A 14923-nucleotide genomic window follows, 5' to 3' on the forward strand; every position below is an offset into this window, starting at 1 on the left:
TGGGGTGTGTGCTGTCGGGGGGGGCCCCCCCCCCCCGGGGCGCCCCCCCCCCCCCCCCCCCACGCCGGTATGTTCCACGGGCGTCACTGCGGCCAGATGTAGAGGCTGGCGAGGCGCAGCACCATGCCGACGACCACCACGACCAGCACGATCCGTACGAAACCGGCGCCCCGCTTGAGCGCGGTCCGTGCGCCCAGCCTGGCGCCGATGACGTTGCAGACAGCCATGCCGAGGCCCACCTTCCACAGGACCTGGCCCTCCACTGCGAATACCGTGAGTGCGCCGAGGTTGGTGCCCGCGTTGACCACCTTCGCCATCGCCGAGCTCTCCACGAAATTCGTGGCCAGCAGGGCGACCATCGAAATGATCAGGAAAGTGCCCGTGCCGGGGCCGAAAACGCCGTCGTAGAAGCCGATGACGACACCGCACAGCAGGGTCGCGATGGCCATTCTCCGTCGATCGGGCTCTTCGGTATCGGTGACCAAGCCGAAAGACGGACGCAGTATCACGAAGCCCAAGACCAGTAATAGCAGGGCCATGGTTACCGGACGGAAATAGCTTCCGGGAATGCTCAAGGCAGCGATGGCGCCCAGGCCGGCCGACACGGTGGCCGTGGCTGCGGTAGGCGCCACCCATCGCCAATTCAACTTGGTACGACGGCTGTAGGAGATGGCGGCGGACGTGGTGCCGCAGATAGCCGCCAGCTTGTTCGTCCCCAGGGCGATCGCCGGGGATGCGGCCGGCACGGCGAGCATCAGCGCAGGGATTTGGATCAAACCGCCCCCGCCGACCACCGCGTCGATCCACCCGGCGGCTGCGGCCACCACTAGGAGGCCGATGAGGCTTTCCCAATCCATTCAACACTCCTTGTCTCCCGCCCGGATCTCCGGCGGCATGATGGCGCTGTATCCGTTTCTGCGTGGCATCGACCGCGGTCCTGTGGACACGCCTCGGCACTTCCGGCAGACTACGGTTTCGGCTTTTCAGATCGCTGTCGTGTTGATTTCGTCAGATCAGAAGGTGCTCGTCGCGGATCGGCGGCTGGTCAAGGCGTCTCCTGACACCGGCGAGGTCGACGTCGATGCTTACGGCTCCTTCGGTAGGCTTGCCGCCGTCACCACGAGGGAGAAGAAACTCCGTGATCCCGTTTCGCCTGCCCCGCCGGACCAGCCCGGCAGACCTGCGCTTCGTCTACCTGAACCTGCGGGATCATCCTCGTGGTCACCTGCAGCTGGCGGCTCTGGTCTCCGCGGGATTCGTCCCGTCACTCGTGATCGATGAGGACTCCCCGCTGGCCGACGGGGGACGGGCCGGCCAACTGGCGGAGCTCAAACGGGTCAGGGGTTTCGTCGAGCCGGAGCCCACCCGCGAGTTCTGCCAGCGGCACGGCATCGCCTACCGGACGGTCGCTCACCACAACGACGACGCGACGACCGAGCTGCTGCGCGCCGCGGAGGCCGATATGGTCGTCCTGGGCGACACGCGGATCCTCAAGACACACATCCTGTCGCTGGTCCCGCACGGCATCGTCAATGTGCACCCCGGGTATCTGCCCGAGGTGCGCGGCAACAACCCGTATCTCTGGGCGGTCATCCACAACCTGACGCAGGGTGTCAGTGTGCATCTGATCGACGCCGGCGTGGACCGGGGACCGTTGCTGCGGACCAGGGCCGTGCCGATGCCGGCCGGGATCAGCCTGCCGGAGCTGGTCCACCTGCTCAACGAGGAATGCGCGGCGCTGCTGGTCGAGGTGATGAAGGAGATCGTCGGCGGTACGGCGACGCTGAGCCCACAGCCGGACGACACGCGGTTGACGTTCCGGGAGGCCCGTCCGGAGATCCGTGAGCTCGTCCGGACGATGCTGCGCGAACGGGCCGCGGCGACGATCGCCAGGACCTGATCAGGCCGCGGCCCGCGCGGCCTCGGCCAGGATCGCCACCCCTTCGCCGAGTTCCTCGATCGAGGTCGTCAACGGCGGCAGCAACTTGACCACCTCGTCCTCGGCGCCGGACGTCTCCACCAGCAACCCCCGGTCGAACGCCTCGGCCGCGACCTTCGAGGCCTTTCCCTGCGTGGCGAGGACCAACCCGTGCACCATCCCGCGGCCCCTGTTGGTGGCCCCGGTCAGCGAGCCGGCGACTGCGCGCATCGCGTCGGTCAGCCATGCGGCCTTGGCGCGCACCTGCTGTGCGAAGGTGTCGTCGGCCCAGTAGTGCCGTAGCGTGGCGGTGGCCGCCACGAAGGCGAGGTTGTTGCCACGGAAGGTGCCGTTGTGCTCACCGGGCGCCCAGGCGTCCAGTTCCCGGCGGATCAGCGTGAGCGCCATGGGAAGTCCGTACCCGCTGATCGACTTGGCCAGGCAGACGATGTCCGGAACGATCCCCGCGGGCTCGAAGCTGAAGAACGTGCCGGTCCGGCCGCATCCCATCTGGATGTCGTCGAGGATCAGGAGTACCTCGTGGCGCCGGCAGATCTCGGCCAGCGCCCGCAGCCACTGCGGCCGGGCGACGTTCACCCCGCCCTCACCCTGCACCGTTTCGACGATGACGGCGGCCGGTTTGTCCGCCCCGCTGCCGTTGTCGCGCAACATCCGCTCGAACATCGGCAGCGCGCCGGGATCCGATTCGTCCAGGTAGCCGTCGTAGGGCAGTACGGTGACGTTGCCCAGCGGCACACCGGCCGCCCGTCGCTTGCCGGCGTTGCCGCTGACCGCCAGCGCGCCCAGTGTCATCCCGTGAAAGGCGTTGGTGAAACACACGATGTTGTGCCGGCCGGTCACCTTGCGGGCCAGCTTGAGCGCCGCCTCGACCGCGTTGGTTCCGCCCGGCCCGGGGAGCTGCACCCGATAGTCCAGGTTCCGCGGTCGCAGGATCAGCTCCTGGAAGGTCTCCAGGAACTCGCGTTTCGCCACGGTGTCCATGTCCAAGCCGTGCACGATGCCGTCACCGGCGAGGTAGTCAAGAACGGTGCTCTTGAGGACCGGATTGTTGTGGCCGTAGTTCAGCGTTCCCGCGCCGGAGAAGAAGTCGAGGTAGGGCTGTCCCGACTCGCTGTAGATCCGGCTGCCGGCGGCCCGGTGGAACACCGTCGGCCAGACTCGGCAGTAGCTGCGGACGTTCGATTCCAGATCGGTCACCGCGTTCATCGTGTCCCGTCCGCCGTGTTGTGCAGGTCGATGGTGGTGGCCAGGGCGGACGCGAGCTGCGCGGCCGCCGGCGGGCCGATGATGGAGAAGTGGGTCGCCTCGACGCGATCGGTGCGTACGGTGTCGCGGGTGAAGCGGGCCCAGTCGGTACGGGTCACCAATCCCCGGTCCAGGGAATCGCCCGCCCAGGTGACCTGGAGCGGTGCGTCGACGAGCGGCGGCCGCCAGGCGCTGAAGAGCCAGCGGTGCAGGGCGGCGACCACCGCACGCGCACCGAGCGCCTCCGCGCCGGGAGTCGGGACACCGGGCCAGAGCCGGGCAGCGGTGGTGCTGATCCACCGGCCGGCCTCCCGGGCGACCCCTCGGCCGTCGTGACCGGTCAGTCGCGCGGTCAGTTCGCGTAGATCCTCCGGACCGCAGGCCGGGCCTGTCGCTGGTGCGAGACTCGTGAGGACCGCGAGCGCGCCGGCCGGCCAGTCCGGAGCCGGAGCGCGCTCGGCCGTGATGGCCGCGACGCCCGAGTCCCACATCGTCACCGATCGGACGGTGACGCCGCGTTGCTGTAGGGCGGCGGCGGTCGCGTGGGCGAGCAGGCCACCCAACGACCAGCCGGCCAGGTGGCACGCGCGTCCGTCCAGGGTCTTGGCCACCTCGTCGGCGTACGTATCGATCATCTGTTGCGGATCGGGCCACGTGGTGGCGGAGGCGACGTCGGTGTGGCCGTCGAACACCGCGTAGATCGCCCGGTCCGATGGCAGGGCGTCGACCACGTGGCGGTAGGCGAACACGTCGCCGCCGAGCGGGTGCAACAGCACCAGCGGTGTGCCGTCGGGGACGTCGCGCATTGCCAGCACGTTGCCGCGCGCCGGCCGGTGTGCCGAGCCCGGTTCCGGCGCGCCGGTTGCCGGCGCGTGGGCGAGCCGTGCGCTCAGCAGCCGCGGCGTCGGCGCGTCGACGAGGTCGGCGAAGGTCATCGGGGCGCCCAGGTCGTGCCGTACCCGCGCCACCAGCCGGGCGGCGAGCAGGGAGTGACCTCCCTGGGCGAAGAAGTTGGCGTGCGGGTCGAGTCCGGTCGTGCCCAGCAGATCGGACCACTGCCGGCACAGCCAGTGCTCGGTCGGCCCGGCCGGCGATTCCGGAGCCTCGCCGGCATCCGGCACGGTCTGCGCCTCGGCGGCGAGCGCTTCCAGCGCCCGATGGTCGACCTTGCCGATGATGGTCACGGGCATGCGGTCGAGGATGTGGATGCCGGCCGGGATCATGTAGCCGGGCAGGAACGCCCGCAGGTGTTCCGCCAGAGTGGACGGGTGCGCCGGCGCGCTGACCGTGACGAATGAGTGCAGCGCGGGTCCGCGCTGGTCGTCGTGGTTCATGACGACGGTGGCCGCTGACCGTACCTCCGGATGGGCCAGAAGGCGGGCGGTCACCTCGCCGAGCTCGACCCGGTTGCCTCTGATCTTGACCTGGCTGTCGAGCCGCCCGAGGTACTCCACCACGGCGCCCTTGGCGATGCGCACCCGGTCCCCGGTGCGGTAGACCCGCAATGGTGCCCCACCCGGCCCCCACCGCATGGTGGGGAAGGCGGCGTCGGTGAGTTCGGGCCGGTTCAGGTAGCCGGCGCCCACCCCGGCGCCTCCGATGTACAGCTCGCCCACCGCGCCGTCGGGCAGGAGCCGGCCCTGCGCGTCGGCGACGAAGAGCAGCACTCCGGGCAGCGCCCGGCCGATGACCGGGCGTTCCGTCGCCGGTACGACCTCGTGGAAGGTGGAGTTGACCGTGCATTCGGTGGGTCCGTAGACGTTGAACACCCGCACGTGGCGTGCGTCGGCCAGTGGCCTCCACATCGAGGCAGGCAGTGCCTCACCGCCGGTGACGAGCCGGGACAGCGCGAGGCCGGGGCGGGTGAGCATGCCTGCCTCGACGAGCAGCTGCAGATGCGGGGGATGCACTCGAGCAGTGTGATGCCGGTGCCGGCAACGTAATCCAGCATGGCGGCCGGGTCGAGCCGGGTCGCGGCCGGGATGATGACCATGGTGGCGCCGTCGAGCAGGGCGAGCAGTTGCTGCACGCTCACGTCGAAGATCAGCGGGGCGTTGAGGGAGACGACCTCGTCTCGCCAATCATCGATGCCGTACGTCTCCCGGAGCCCAGCCATGAAGTTCAGCATGTTGGCGTGGGTGGTGACGGTGGCCTTGGGCAGGCCCGTCGTACCCGAGGTGTAGATGGCGTAGGCGATGTCCGCCGGGTCGGTCCGCCGGTCGCCGTCGGTCTCGGGCCGGCCTTCGCCGACGACGAGACGCGGGTCGAGGACCTCGGCCCCACAGGCGTCGAAGCCGGCCGGGCCGCACACGATGCCGAGCCCGGCGTCGGTGATCATGTGGCGCCGCCGGTCGGCGGGCAGGGCGGGGTCGACGGGCACGTAGGCCCCGCCGGCCAGCCAGATGCCGAACACGGCGACGATCGAGTGAACCGATCGGTCGGCGACCACCCCGACGTACGTGCCGGGCTCGACTCCGCTCAGGCCGACGGCGACCCATTGTGCCCGGCGCACCAGCTCGGCGAAGCCGATCGACTCGTCGGCTGAGCGTACGGCTACCCGCTGGTCCCCGATCGCGGCCAGGCGCCGGATCGCGTCACTGGTGACCACGATGTCGTCGCGAGGTGGCCCGGCGGTGTGCCGCCGGCGCAGTCTCTCGGCGGACGGCGGGTCCAGCAGCGCCAGCTGTGACACCGGCTGGTCGTCGTCGCGGGCGCCGTCGGTGATCACGGTGAAGACGGCCTGTACGAAGGCATCCACCAATCGTTCGTCGAACAGCGACGTGTCGTACTCGACGAGGAATCGGAGCCCGCTCGGGCCGCGCAGGAAGAACAGCGCGAGGTCGAATTTGGCGCGCTTGTCGTCGAGACTGACGACTCGTGCGGACACGCCACCCCAGCGGCGCTCGCCGGGTTCCGGGGCATCCTGCAGTTCCAGCGCGATCCGGAACGGCGCGCCGGTGCCGAGCGCCGCGACCGTTCGGTCGAACGGAACGTCGTCGTGTGAGAGGGCGTCGCTGACCGTCCGAGCCGCGCGGTCGATGGCGACCCGGAAACTGGGATCGTCGCGAAGGTCGGTGAACAGCGCCACGGTGTTGACGAAGAACCCGAGAGCGGACTCGAATTCCGGCGTCTTGCGGTTGAGCGTCGTGGTGGCGACCGCGACCGCCGGTTCCCCGCTGAAGCGTTGCGCGACGATCTGGACGGCCGCCTGGAGCACCGCGAAGACGCTGATCCTCCGGTCGGTGGTGAGCGCGGTGAGCGCCGTGGCGGCGTGGCGGCGTGGTCCGGCACGACGAAGTCGGCGGTGGCGGACCGGCCGCTGCCTTTGTGGTGCATCGGGGGAGTGGCCAGCAGGGAGGCGGGCGGCGTCGGCGGCAGGGCGCGACGCCAGAAAATCAGCTGCTGGTCGACCAACGCGTCGGTGAGGTGCTCGTGTTGCCAGCGGCTGAAGGCGTGGTACTGCGTGGGCTGCTCCGCGGGCTTCCATGCGCCCGTCGCCGCGAAGCTTTCGTACGCCTCGGCCAGCTCGCGCTCGAAGATCGCCATCGACCATCCGTCGATGGCGATGTGATGAAATGCCAGCAGCAGTACGTGATCGTCGTCACTGAGCCGGGCCAGCCGGGCCCGTAGTGGCGGTTCGATCCGCAGTTCGAAGGGGCGATGCAGGAACTCCCTGGCCGCCTCGACGATATCGGTGTCACTGAATAGCGCCGGCCAGTCGATGGTGTCGCCGAGCATCGGCTCCGGGTCCATGACCAGTTGCCGCAACCGTGTCGCCGGCGTCCACGAAGACGGTACGCAGCACCTCGTGGCGTTCGACGAGCGTGGTCAGCGCGTCGTTCAGCGCCGCGGCGTCGAGGTCGCCTCGTAGCCGGATCAGGCGAGAGACGTTATAGGCGTTCGACTCGCGATCGAGTTCCTGATCGATCCACAGGCGCACCTGGTTCGGAGCGATCGGGTCGAGAAGCTCGACCAGGCGGGCGAACTGCTTCTCGTCGAGGGTGGCGAGGAATGCCTCGGCCTGCGTCATGATGATGCGGCTCCGGGTGAGTGCGGTCGAGACGTGATGGGTACGGCGGTGCCGGACCCGGCCGTCTCGTGACTGTGGCCTACCGGGGACACCGGCTACGCATCGGCGCATAAAAATGTGACATATGTCTATGAATGCCCGGCAGTTCTGTTTCGGTAGTCTCCTTTCGTGCCCACTGCGGCGCGATGACCGCTCTTGTGCCCACTGCGGCGCGATGACCGCTCTTGTGCCCACTGCGGCGCGATGACCGTAGGACGATGAACTTTGCGGGGGCACGGTGAGGATGGCCACACGTGGTCGGTGGTTTCTTGGTGCGAGCTTCCTGTCGGCCTTCGGTGACGTGCTGGTCGTGACCGCGGTGCCGTTCGGCGTCGGCTCGGAGACCGGGCGGATCGAGTTCACTGTGGTCTTCTGGCTGGTGCCGGCCCTGGCCGTACTCGCCGCCAGCTTCGCCGGACGGCATCTGGCCCGGCGCGTCGACAGGGCCCGGTTCGACTACATGATGTTGCTGCTGGGCATCGCCGCCGTCGAGGTGGTGATCTCGCTGCTCACCCTGGGACTGCGCAGCGACCGGGCGACGCTGATCCTCTCAGTCGTCTTCGTGGCGCTCTACGCGTTCGCCAAGGAGGGCATCCCCCGCCTGCTCTACCAGGTGGCTGTCTACCGCTACTTCGCCGACGGTGAGGAGTACAGCCGTCTGGTAGGTGTCAAGTCCGGTCTGGACATCGCGGCGGCCCTGCTGGCGACGGTGGTGGCGGCCGCCGCCGTCGCCACCGATACCTGGCGGTTCGCATTCCTGCTGGACGCGGCGACCTTCGTGGTCCTGGCCGCCGCCCTCCGGTTCGCGGGCAGGGACCCGGCGCCGGAAGAGCCGGCGCCCACCACCGGCGCGGCCGGGCCGGCCGGCCCGGCACGCGTCGATGCGTCCCTGCGGACCGGACTGATCGCGGTCCTGGTGGCCATCCCGCTGTTCCACGGGGTCAACGCCGCGTTCGTCAACTACCTCCCGCTGCTCAACAAGGAGTTCGGGGTGATGGCAGCGAATACCAGTATCCTGCTGCTCGCGGTGCTGCGCCTGCCCGGCATGCTCCTCGGGCTTGCGTACGACCGGGTGCGGCGCTGGGCATCGCCACTGACATGGGCAACGGTCCTGCCGATCGTCTTCGTCACGGTCGCCGCCACCTATCTGGTCCAGCCTAATGCCTGGTCGGTCTACGGGCTGCTACTGCTGGGCGGGCTCAACATCGGCGTGTTCGCGCCCTCCGACGCCGTCATCCGCAACCAGATCCCCGGTGCGTACCTGATCGGTTTCAACGTCATCGTGTTGCGCTGGCTCGGCGTGTTCCAGGCGGTGGCCTGCCTGGGTGCGATCCTGGTGTTCACCTACGGCGGGATGAACACCGCCTGGCTCGGCGTCATCGTCGCCGCCGCGGTGGTGGGCGGCCTGCTCCTGCCGCGTGTCCACGCCCGCAATCCGCTGCTGTCCTCCCGGGCCGACCGGGACACCCGGGTGGCGGCGTGACCATGGCCCACGGCCCCCGGCCGGTCCCACGTACCGCCGGAGCCCGGTATCCGGTCTCCTTTGCGCAGGAAGGACTACTGCTCGCCGATCACCTGGCCGGCGGCGACCCGTCGTACAACATCTCCTGGTGTCTGCGCCTCGACGGCGGCCTGGACGTCGCCGCCCTGACCGCTGCGCTGCGGGCGATGGTCACCCGGCACGAGGCACTCCGGACCACCTACGAGTGGACCGGGACGCGCTTCCGGCAGGTTCCGGCTGATCGACGTCCACGACGTGGCAGATGGCCCATCCCCGGCGGTGACAAGGGTGGTTCCCGGTGGGGACGCCCTGTGCTACGTCATCTACACCTCGGGTACGACCGGCCGGCCCAAGGGCGTGCTGGCCCATCACCGTGGCGTCGTGAACTACCTCTCCTGGGCCTGCCGTGCCTACGGCATCACCGCCGGGTCGCGGGTCCTGCTGCATTCACCGTTGACCTTCGATCTGAGCGTGACCACGACGCTGGCGCCGCTGATCGCGGGCGCGGTGATCGAGATGACCGACGGCGAAGATCTTGACGGGCTGGTGGCCGCGCTGCGTGATACCGCCGAGCCGTACCAACTGGTCAAGCTGACGCCGGCCCATCTGCGGGTGCTCAACATCGCCCTCGCGGAGGATCTGGACCGTCGGGTTCTGACCCGCTGCCTGATCGTCGGAGGCGAGTCGCTACCTGCCGAACGGGTCCGGCCCTGGCACCGGAGCCGAGTGATCAACGAGTACGGCCCGACGGAGACCGTCGTCGGCTGCACCGTCCACGAGTGGACCGGTGGCGACATCAGGGGGAACGTGCCGATCGGACGGCCGATCGCGAACGCCACCAACTATGTACTCGACCGGTATCGGCAACCGGTGCCGGTGGGAGTGCCCGGTGAGCTGTGGGTGGGCGGCGCTGGCGTCACCCTCGGTTATCTGAGCCGGCCGGATCTCACGGCCGAACGATTCGCCGCCGACCCGTTCCACCCCGGCGGGCGGATGTACCGGACCGGTGACCTCGCCGTGTGGGGTGCCGACGGCCTGTTGCGCTGCCTCGGCCGTAACGACGACCAGGTCAAGATCCGTGGTTACCGCGTCGAGCTCGGGGAGGTGGAGAACACCCTGCGTACGCTACCCGGCGTGCTGGACACCGCCGTCATCCACGAACCGCGGCACGGCACTCTGGTGGCCTACGCGGTGGCTCCGGCGGCTGACCTGACCCAGATGTGGTCCGGCCTGCGGAACGCTCTCCCGGATTTCATGGTGCCGAGCCGGATTCATCTGCTCGAGCAGCTGCCCCTGACCATCAACGGCAAGGTGGATCGCGCGGCTCTGCTCCGCGACGATCCGCGCTTCGCGCACGTCGCTGCCGGCGCGGACAGCGATGGTGAGAAGGCTCTTCTGCGTCTCTGGGCGGACCTGCTCGGCCGGCCGGATGCGGGCCGGCACGACGACTTCTTCGCCGCCGGCGGCGACTCATTGGCATTGATAGATCTGCATGAAAGGCTCGGCGGCGAGGTACCGCTCGTGGACCTCTTCCGTAACCCCACCGCGGCGGCGATGGCGGCCCTGGTCGACGCGGCCTCGTCGCCAGGAGGGACCGTCGCGGTGCGGCCCGCCGCGACCGACCCGGCTCTGGCCATGGCACTCGAGGTCGCCTCGGCCGTCCTGGGCGGTCCTCTGGACCCGGATACCGACTTCTTCATCCTGGGCGGCACCTCGCTGGACCTCGCCGTGATCTGCACCCGGCTGGCCGCGGCGCTCGGCCACCCTATTCCGATCTCCGAAGCGATCCGGCGCCCGACCGCACGGCTCCTGGCCGAGTGGGCCGGCGATCGCGAGCCGGAGCCGGTCGGGCCCGCCCCTGCGGACGAGGTGGAGGCGGATGGGGCCGAAGTGCCGCTCACCCCGATGCAGGCCTCCTTCCTGATGCGACAGGTCATGAACCCGGACGACCTCTCCGGCCACTGCCCACTGATCTGCCGGGTCGACGGCCCGCTGGACCCGGGCGCCCTGGTGACGGCGTTCGGCGACGTCATCCGGCGGCACGCCGCACTCGGCGCCACCTACACCTTCACGGCAGACGACCAGCCGGTGGCCGTCCTCGACGCCGCGACCGGGGACCACGACATCACGCTCCTTCCCGGTTCCACGGACGTCGCGAGCGCGGTCACGGCCGTCGCGAGCGTTTTGATGCGACCGCTCGACATCCAGAACGCGCCACCCTGGCGGGCAGCCGTGACGCCGATTCTGGACGGTACGGCCACCGTCCTCGGCATCGTCGTGCACCACGTCGCCTTCGACGGTCATTCGGAAGGTGTGCTGGTCGAGGACTTGAGCCGTGCCTACCATGCCCGTCTTCACGGGGCCGAGCCCCGGTACCCGGTCGACGTTCCCACCCTGGCGGAGTCCGCGCGAGTATTGCGCGACTGCACAGCCGGTGTCGACCTGGACGCCCAGCGGAGCTTCTGGCGGGACCTGCTTCATGCGGTTCCCGACCTCGACCTGCCCGTTCCGGGTGGCGCACGGCGGTCCGGCGGAACCCGGGTGGGAGGTCATGACGGTGCTGCGGTCACCCACACGGTCGAGGTGGACGCGGAGACGGTCCGCGCCCTGTCCCGAATCGCACAGGACCACGCGACGACCCCGTTCGCCGTACTCCTCTCGGCCTGGGCGGCCGCGCTCGCTCGCGTGACCGGCCAGCAGGATTTCGGTGTCGGAGTCACCGTGTCCCGGCGGGCCGGGGCGGGACTCGACAGGGTGGTCGGCTGCTTCGTCGAGACACTGTGCCTCAGGACGCGACCTGCCGCTGGAGCAGACCTCGCGACCCTGTTGGACAGCACTCTGCCCGGCATCCGTGCCGCCATCGCCGCCCGGGACATTCCCTTCACCGAGGTGGTGCGGCTGGTCAATCCGCCGAGGACCGGGCGTGACCCGCTGTATCAGGTGCTGTTCGTCTATCAGGAACGACCGTGGGCGGCCGTGGACTTCGGTGGCCATTCGGTACGCCCGTTGCCGTTCCCTCCCCGTCAAGGCGTCTGTGAACTCGTGGTGGAGATGTGGCCGCAGCCCGACGGCCGGGTGGTGGTTGACCTGACCTACCAGACCCGCGCTGTGACGAAGGAGTGCATTCATGACCTCGCGCGAGAGCTGACCGAGATCCTGCGGGGGGCTTGACTGAGCGGGTGCACGCAGGTTCGTGTTGACCGTGAGCCGCCTGATCGAAGAAGCGACAGGCCGTGAGATGTCCGTCGATGTGGTCGTGGGCGGACGGCCTGCTCGGCCAGGTGGTCCGGATGACGGGCGGTTCGAAGGATCGCCGTGCCTCGTCGGGCCGGGTGTCGTCACCGTCGGGCCGGGTCACGTCGATGATCACTACGGTGCCCCCCGGTGCGACGACGGAGCGGAAATGGGCGAGTACCTGATCGATCGGTCCCATCGAGAACACCGCGTTCATGGCGAACACCGCGTCGAAGAGCCCGTCGGCGGCGGGCGAGAGGTCATGCACGTCCCGGACGGCGTACCGCACGTTGTCCGGGTTCTCCTTGCCTCGCGCGATCTCCAGGATGCGCGGCGAGATGTCGACGCCGATCACCTCGGTGTACCGGTCGGCGACCAGCCGGGAGTTCCGGCCGTTGCCGCATCCGACGTCGAGCGCCCGGCCGCCACCGGTGAGGTGTTTCAGCAGCCAGCTGCGCGTCGGGTTGTCACCGGTGTCCATGACACCGATGAACGCGTCGTACAGCTCGGCGAGATCGTCGAGGTAGGGACGGGGGAAGGGCTTCAGATCGGTGTTGAACACAGTGATCACATGCTCCGCTCTGGGACACGGCGGGGACTCCGGCCGTCGGGCCGATCTGGCTTCAGGGCACCGTATGCCGGAGAGCACCGAGTCGGCTCACCCCTGACCGGTTGGGGCGGCAGAACTACTGGATCGCGTAGGACCGGGAGCGGACCGCGCCATGATCGGGCCTGCTGGGCGGCAACATCCTGCCCGGTCGTGACGGAGTTCAGCGAAGCCGCGGGGTGACCCTCAGCAGTACGAGAGCCGTCGCCACCGCCACGATCACCGCGCCGTTGCACGAAGCCCACAGGATCGCCCGGTCATGGACGAGCCGGGTCGTTGCTGCCGGATCGCGGAAGACCGGGTTGACCTCGATGATCAGGAATGCCTTTCCGGCCATCGCCACGGCGAGTGCGCCGATCGCGCCCGTCCAGGACCGGCGTATACGGCTCGGCACCAACGCGCCGAATCGCAGCCGCAGGAGCCCGGCCAGTGCCACGGCCACCGGAATCCAGGGCAAGTAGTAGTACACCGGGCTACCCGGCGCGAACGCTTCGACCAGGGTGCCCGCTCGAGGGTGGGCGATCAGCCGTGGAATCCAGACGATCTCCTCGTAGAGGTTGCCGAACAGCCACATGCCGAGGAGCACGGTGACCATCGTGACCAGCGGGCGGGTACGCCGAACGACGTCGGGCGAGACGAAGGTGTCGTATCCGGCCACCGGGCGTTCTCCAGTGAGGTGTCCATGGTCCTGCTAACCGTTCGAGCGCCATCCAGGTTACCGCCTGCGGCGGAATGGCCCTCTGTCGCATCGACATGGCTCATGACCTGCGGCCCGGTGGGCGCGAGGCGGACAGGGAAGCGCGCCCCCAGACACGGGGGAGTCTGGGGGCGCGCTCGTTCCGGGGAGGGTCAGCCGAACGAGATCGGCGTCGCTGTCTCGGTGGTGTAGGCGGTGTCGATGGCGCCGATCAGGCAGCCGCCGGTGACCGTCGAACAGTCGATGGAGCCGTAGGGCTGCCCGTCGGAGGTGTTGCCGTCGAAGGTGGTCCGGACGACCAGCGATGCGGTGCCGTCGCCGTTGTCGTCAGCGGCAAAGAACGCGGCATCGGCCCAGTCACAGACCTGTACCCCGGATTCGGGCAGCGCGCATTGGGCGGCGATGAGGCCCGCATTCGCGGGATAGCCCGTGACGTCGACGGTGACGGTTTGGCCGTCGGTCAGCCCGGTGCTGGGGGTGGCGGTGACGGAGGGTGCCTGATCGGCCAGTGCGGGTGAGGCCAGATTCGTGGTGACACAGCGGCGCTGACGACCGGAACCAGGGACAACCCGAACCCGCAGCCGCAGAGTGCCAGGGCCGGCAGTATCTGGCCGACGTAGTCACCTTCGGTGGTCGTGCGCAGAAGGAGAAGCTGCCCGCCGGCTGCGGAGACCAGGCCGATGATCAACAGTGCACGGGCGCCGATCCGGGGCATCAGCTGGATGGCGGCACCGCTGAACATCGCGATGCTGACGCCGATCGGGCTGGTCGCCTTTCAGCTGGAGGTCCGGTAGGAGAACGCGGTCGCGCCCCACTGGTAGGTGAGCACCCAGATGCTCTGGGGCGCGAAGTAGAACAGCGTCGGTGCGACGGTCGCCGAGGTCATCGTGTTCTGGCCGGCCGAGGCCATGCCGGACCAGTCGGTGAAGAGACCGAAGTTCATCGACCCCCACGTGGTTCCGGTGTCGTGGGTGGTCGCGTAGACGAGGTTCTGGCCGTTGTACGGCACGGTGGTGAAGTCCTTGAGCGACACCCAGCCGGACTTCGGGGTGGCCAGCGCCCCGGTCGACGACCAGCGGTATGTCGACGGCAGGGTGCAGACGGCGGACGATCCCACCGGCACGAGCTGCCACTGCTGTTGGACCTGGTCGTTGCGGGTCCACTGATCGATCTTCGCGCCGTCGCCGGTGGCCAGGTTGTGGACGTCGAGTGCCAGGCCGCTGTTGCGATTGACCAGGACGTACGTGGCGGCGGTGTCGACGGCCGCGGCGGAGGCCGCGGAGGCGGTGACCGCGACCGCAGCACCGGCGACGAGCAGGACCGGTACGGCGAGAAGGGCGCGCCACCGGCGGCGCCGTTCGGGCGGCGGAGTGATCGGGGGCGGGTCTTCCCGGTGGGTGGTCATCGGGTGCTCCTCGGGGATGGGGCGGGGACGGTTTGCGGTACGGGTCCGAGTTCGATGACGGGACGCCATTCCCGGCGTTACGAACCGACGCCACGGGAGCGTTCCCATGCTGAATGCGGATATTGCCAGAACGTAACTAATCAGGTCGGTCGTTTCGGGCCGGTTTGATCTTGGTGGGGTTGTTGGGCAGGATGTCCGGGTGTCCGAGATGCCGTCCATCGTGGAG

At 69.1% G+C, this 14923-nt stretch carries 9 protein-coding genes and 5 pseudogenes; 4 read left to right on the top strand and 10 right to left on the bottom strand.

What is annotated here, in order from left to right; genetic code table 11:
- Window positions 1-83: 83 nt before the first annotated feature.
- Window positions 84-857 carry a TSUP family transporter gene (locus tag AB0M08_RS46000; RefSeq protein WP_364508262.1) on the bottom strand — a complete coding sequence of 258 codons (774 nt, stop codon included), beginning with the start codon at window positions 855-857 and terminating at the stop codon, window positions 84-86.
- A 281-nt stretch (window positions 858-1138) separates the two neighbouring features.
- Between AB0M08_RS46000 and AB0M08_RS46005 the strand changes: the two genes are divergently transcribed.
- Window positions 1139-1900 carry a formyltransferase family protein gene (locus AB0M08_RS46005; RefSeq protein ID WP_364508265.1) on the top strand — a complete coding sequence of 254 codons (762 nt, stop codon included), beginning with the start codon at window positions 1139-1141 and terminating at the stop codon, window positions 1898-1900.
- Here AB0M08_RS46005 and ectB read toward each other — a convergent pair whose 3' ends face one another.
- The 5 genes and pseudogenes from ectB to AB0M08_RS46030 all read right to left on the bottom strand — a co-directional run bounded on the left by ectB (window position 1901) and on the right by AB0M08_RS46030 (window position 7214).
- Window positions 1901-3145: a diaminobutyrate--2-oxoglutarate transaminase gene (gene ectB / locus AB0M08_RS46010; protein WP_364508267.1), complete on the bottom strand. Its 1245-nt coding sequence runs from the start codon at window positions 3143-3145 to the stop codon at window positions 1901-1903. It abuts the gene before it with no gap.
- A complete protein-coding gene (locus AB0M08_RS46015; RefSeq protein WP_364508280.1) occupies window positions 3142-3990 on the bottom strand; it encodes a thioesterase domain-containing protein in 849 nt (282 codons plus the stop codon). The genes ectB and AB0M08_RS46015 overlap by 4 nt, the downstream gene beginning before the upstream one ends.
- An 86-nt stretch (window positions 3991-4076) precedes the next feature.
- Window positions 4077-6671: pseudogene (locus AB0M08_RS46020) on the bottom strand (AMP-binding protein); the annotation flags it as partial.
- Window positions 6587-6937 (bottom strand): annotated as a pseudogene (locus tag AB0M08_RS46025) (condensation domain-containing protein); the annotation flags it as partial. The pseudogenes AB0M08_RS46020 and AB0M08_RS46025, both read right to left, overlap by 85 nt.
- Window positions 6882-7214, bottom strand: a complete 333-nt coding sequence (locus AB0M08_RS46030; RefSeq protein WP_364508269.1) for a condensation domain-containing protein — start codon at window positions 7212-7214, stop codon at window positions 6882-6884. The pseudogene AB0M08_RS46025 and the gene AB0M08_RS46030, both read right to left, overlap by 56 nt.
- Window positions 7215-7497: 283 nt before the next feature.
- On the opposite strand from AB0M08_RS46030, the gene AB0M08_RS46035 reads away from it, so the two are divergent.
- The 3 genes and pseudogenes from AB0M08_RS46035 (at window position 7498) to AB0M08_RS46045 (ending at window position 11925) form a co-directional block, all read left to right on the top strand.
- Window positions 7498-8736 (top strand): MFS transporter, encoded by a 1239-nt coding sequence (locus tag AB0M08_RS46035; RefSeq protein ID WP_364508271.1) that lies wholly within the window; start codon window positions 7498-7500, stop codon window positions 8734-8736.
- 2 nt (window positions 8737-8738) lie between these two features.
- Window positions 8739-8939 (top strand): annotated as a pseudogene (locus AB0M08_RS46040) (condensation domain-containing protein); the annotation flags it as partial.
- Between the two features lie 103 nt (window positions 8940-9042).
- A complete protein-coding gene (locus AB0M08_RS46045) occupies window positions 9043-11925 on the top strand; it encodes a condensation domain-containing protein (protein ID WP_364508274.1) in 2883 nt (960 codons plus the stop codon).
- A 94-nt stretch (window positions 11926-12019) separates the two neighbouring features.
- Here AB0M08_RS46045 and AB0M08_RS46050 read toward each other — a convergent pair.
- The 4 genes and pseudogenes from AB0M08_RS46050 to AB0M08_RS46065 all read right to left on the bottom strand — a co-directional run.
- A pseudogene (locus tag AB0M08_RS46050) lies at window positions 12020-12469 on the bottom strand (class I SAM-dependent methyltransferase); the annotation flags it as partial.
- 289 nt (window positions 12470-12758) lie between these two features.
- Window positions 12759-13253: a hypothetical protein gene (locus tag AB0M08_RS46055; RefSeq protein ID WP_364508277.1), complete on the bottom strand. Its 495-nt coding sequence runs from the start codon at window positions 13251-13253 to the stop codon at window positions 12759-12761.
- A 191-nt stretch (window positions 13254-13444) separates the two neighbouring features.
- Window positions 13445-13879, bottom strand: coding sequence for an enediyne antibiotic chromoprotein (locus AB0M08_RS46060; protein ID WP_364508282.1), 435 nt, complete (start codon window positions 13877-13879; stop codon window positions 13445-13447).
- Window positions 13880-14070: 191 nt separating this feature from the next.
- Window positions 14071-14697, bottom strand: a pseudogene (locus AB0M08_RS46065) (non-reducing end alpha-L-arabinofuranosidase family hydrolase); the annotation flags it as partial.
- Window positions 14698-14923 lie beyond the last annotated feature (226 nt).

Origin of the sequence: Actinoplanes sp. NPDC051851, assembly GCF_040681165.1 — a bacterium.
GTDB lineage: Bacteria > Actinomycetota > Actinomycetes > Mycobacteriales > Micromonosporaceae > Actinoplanes.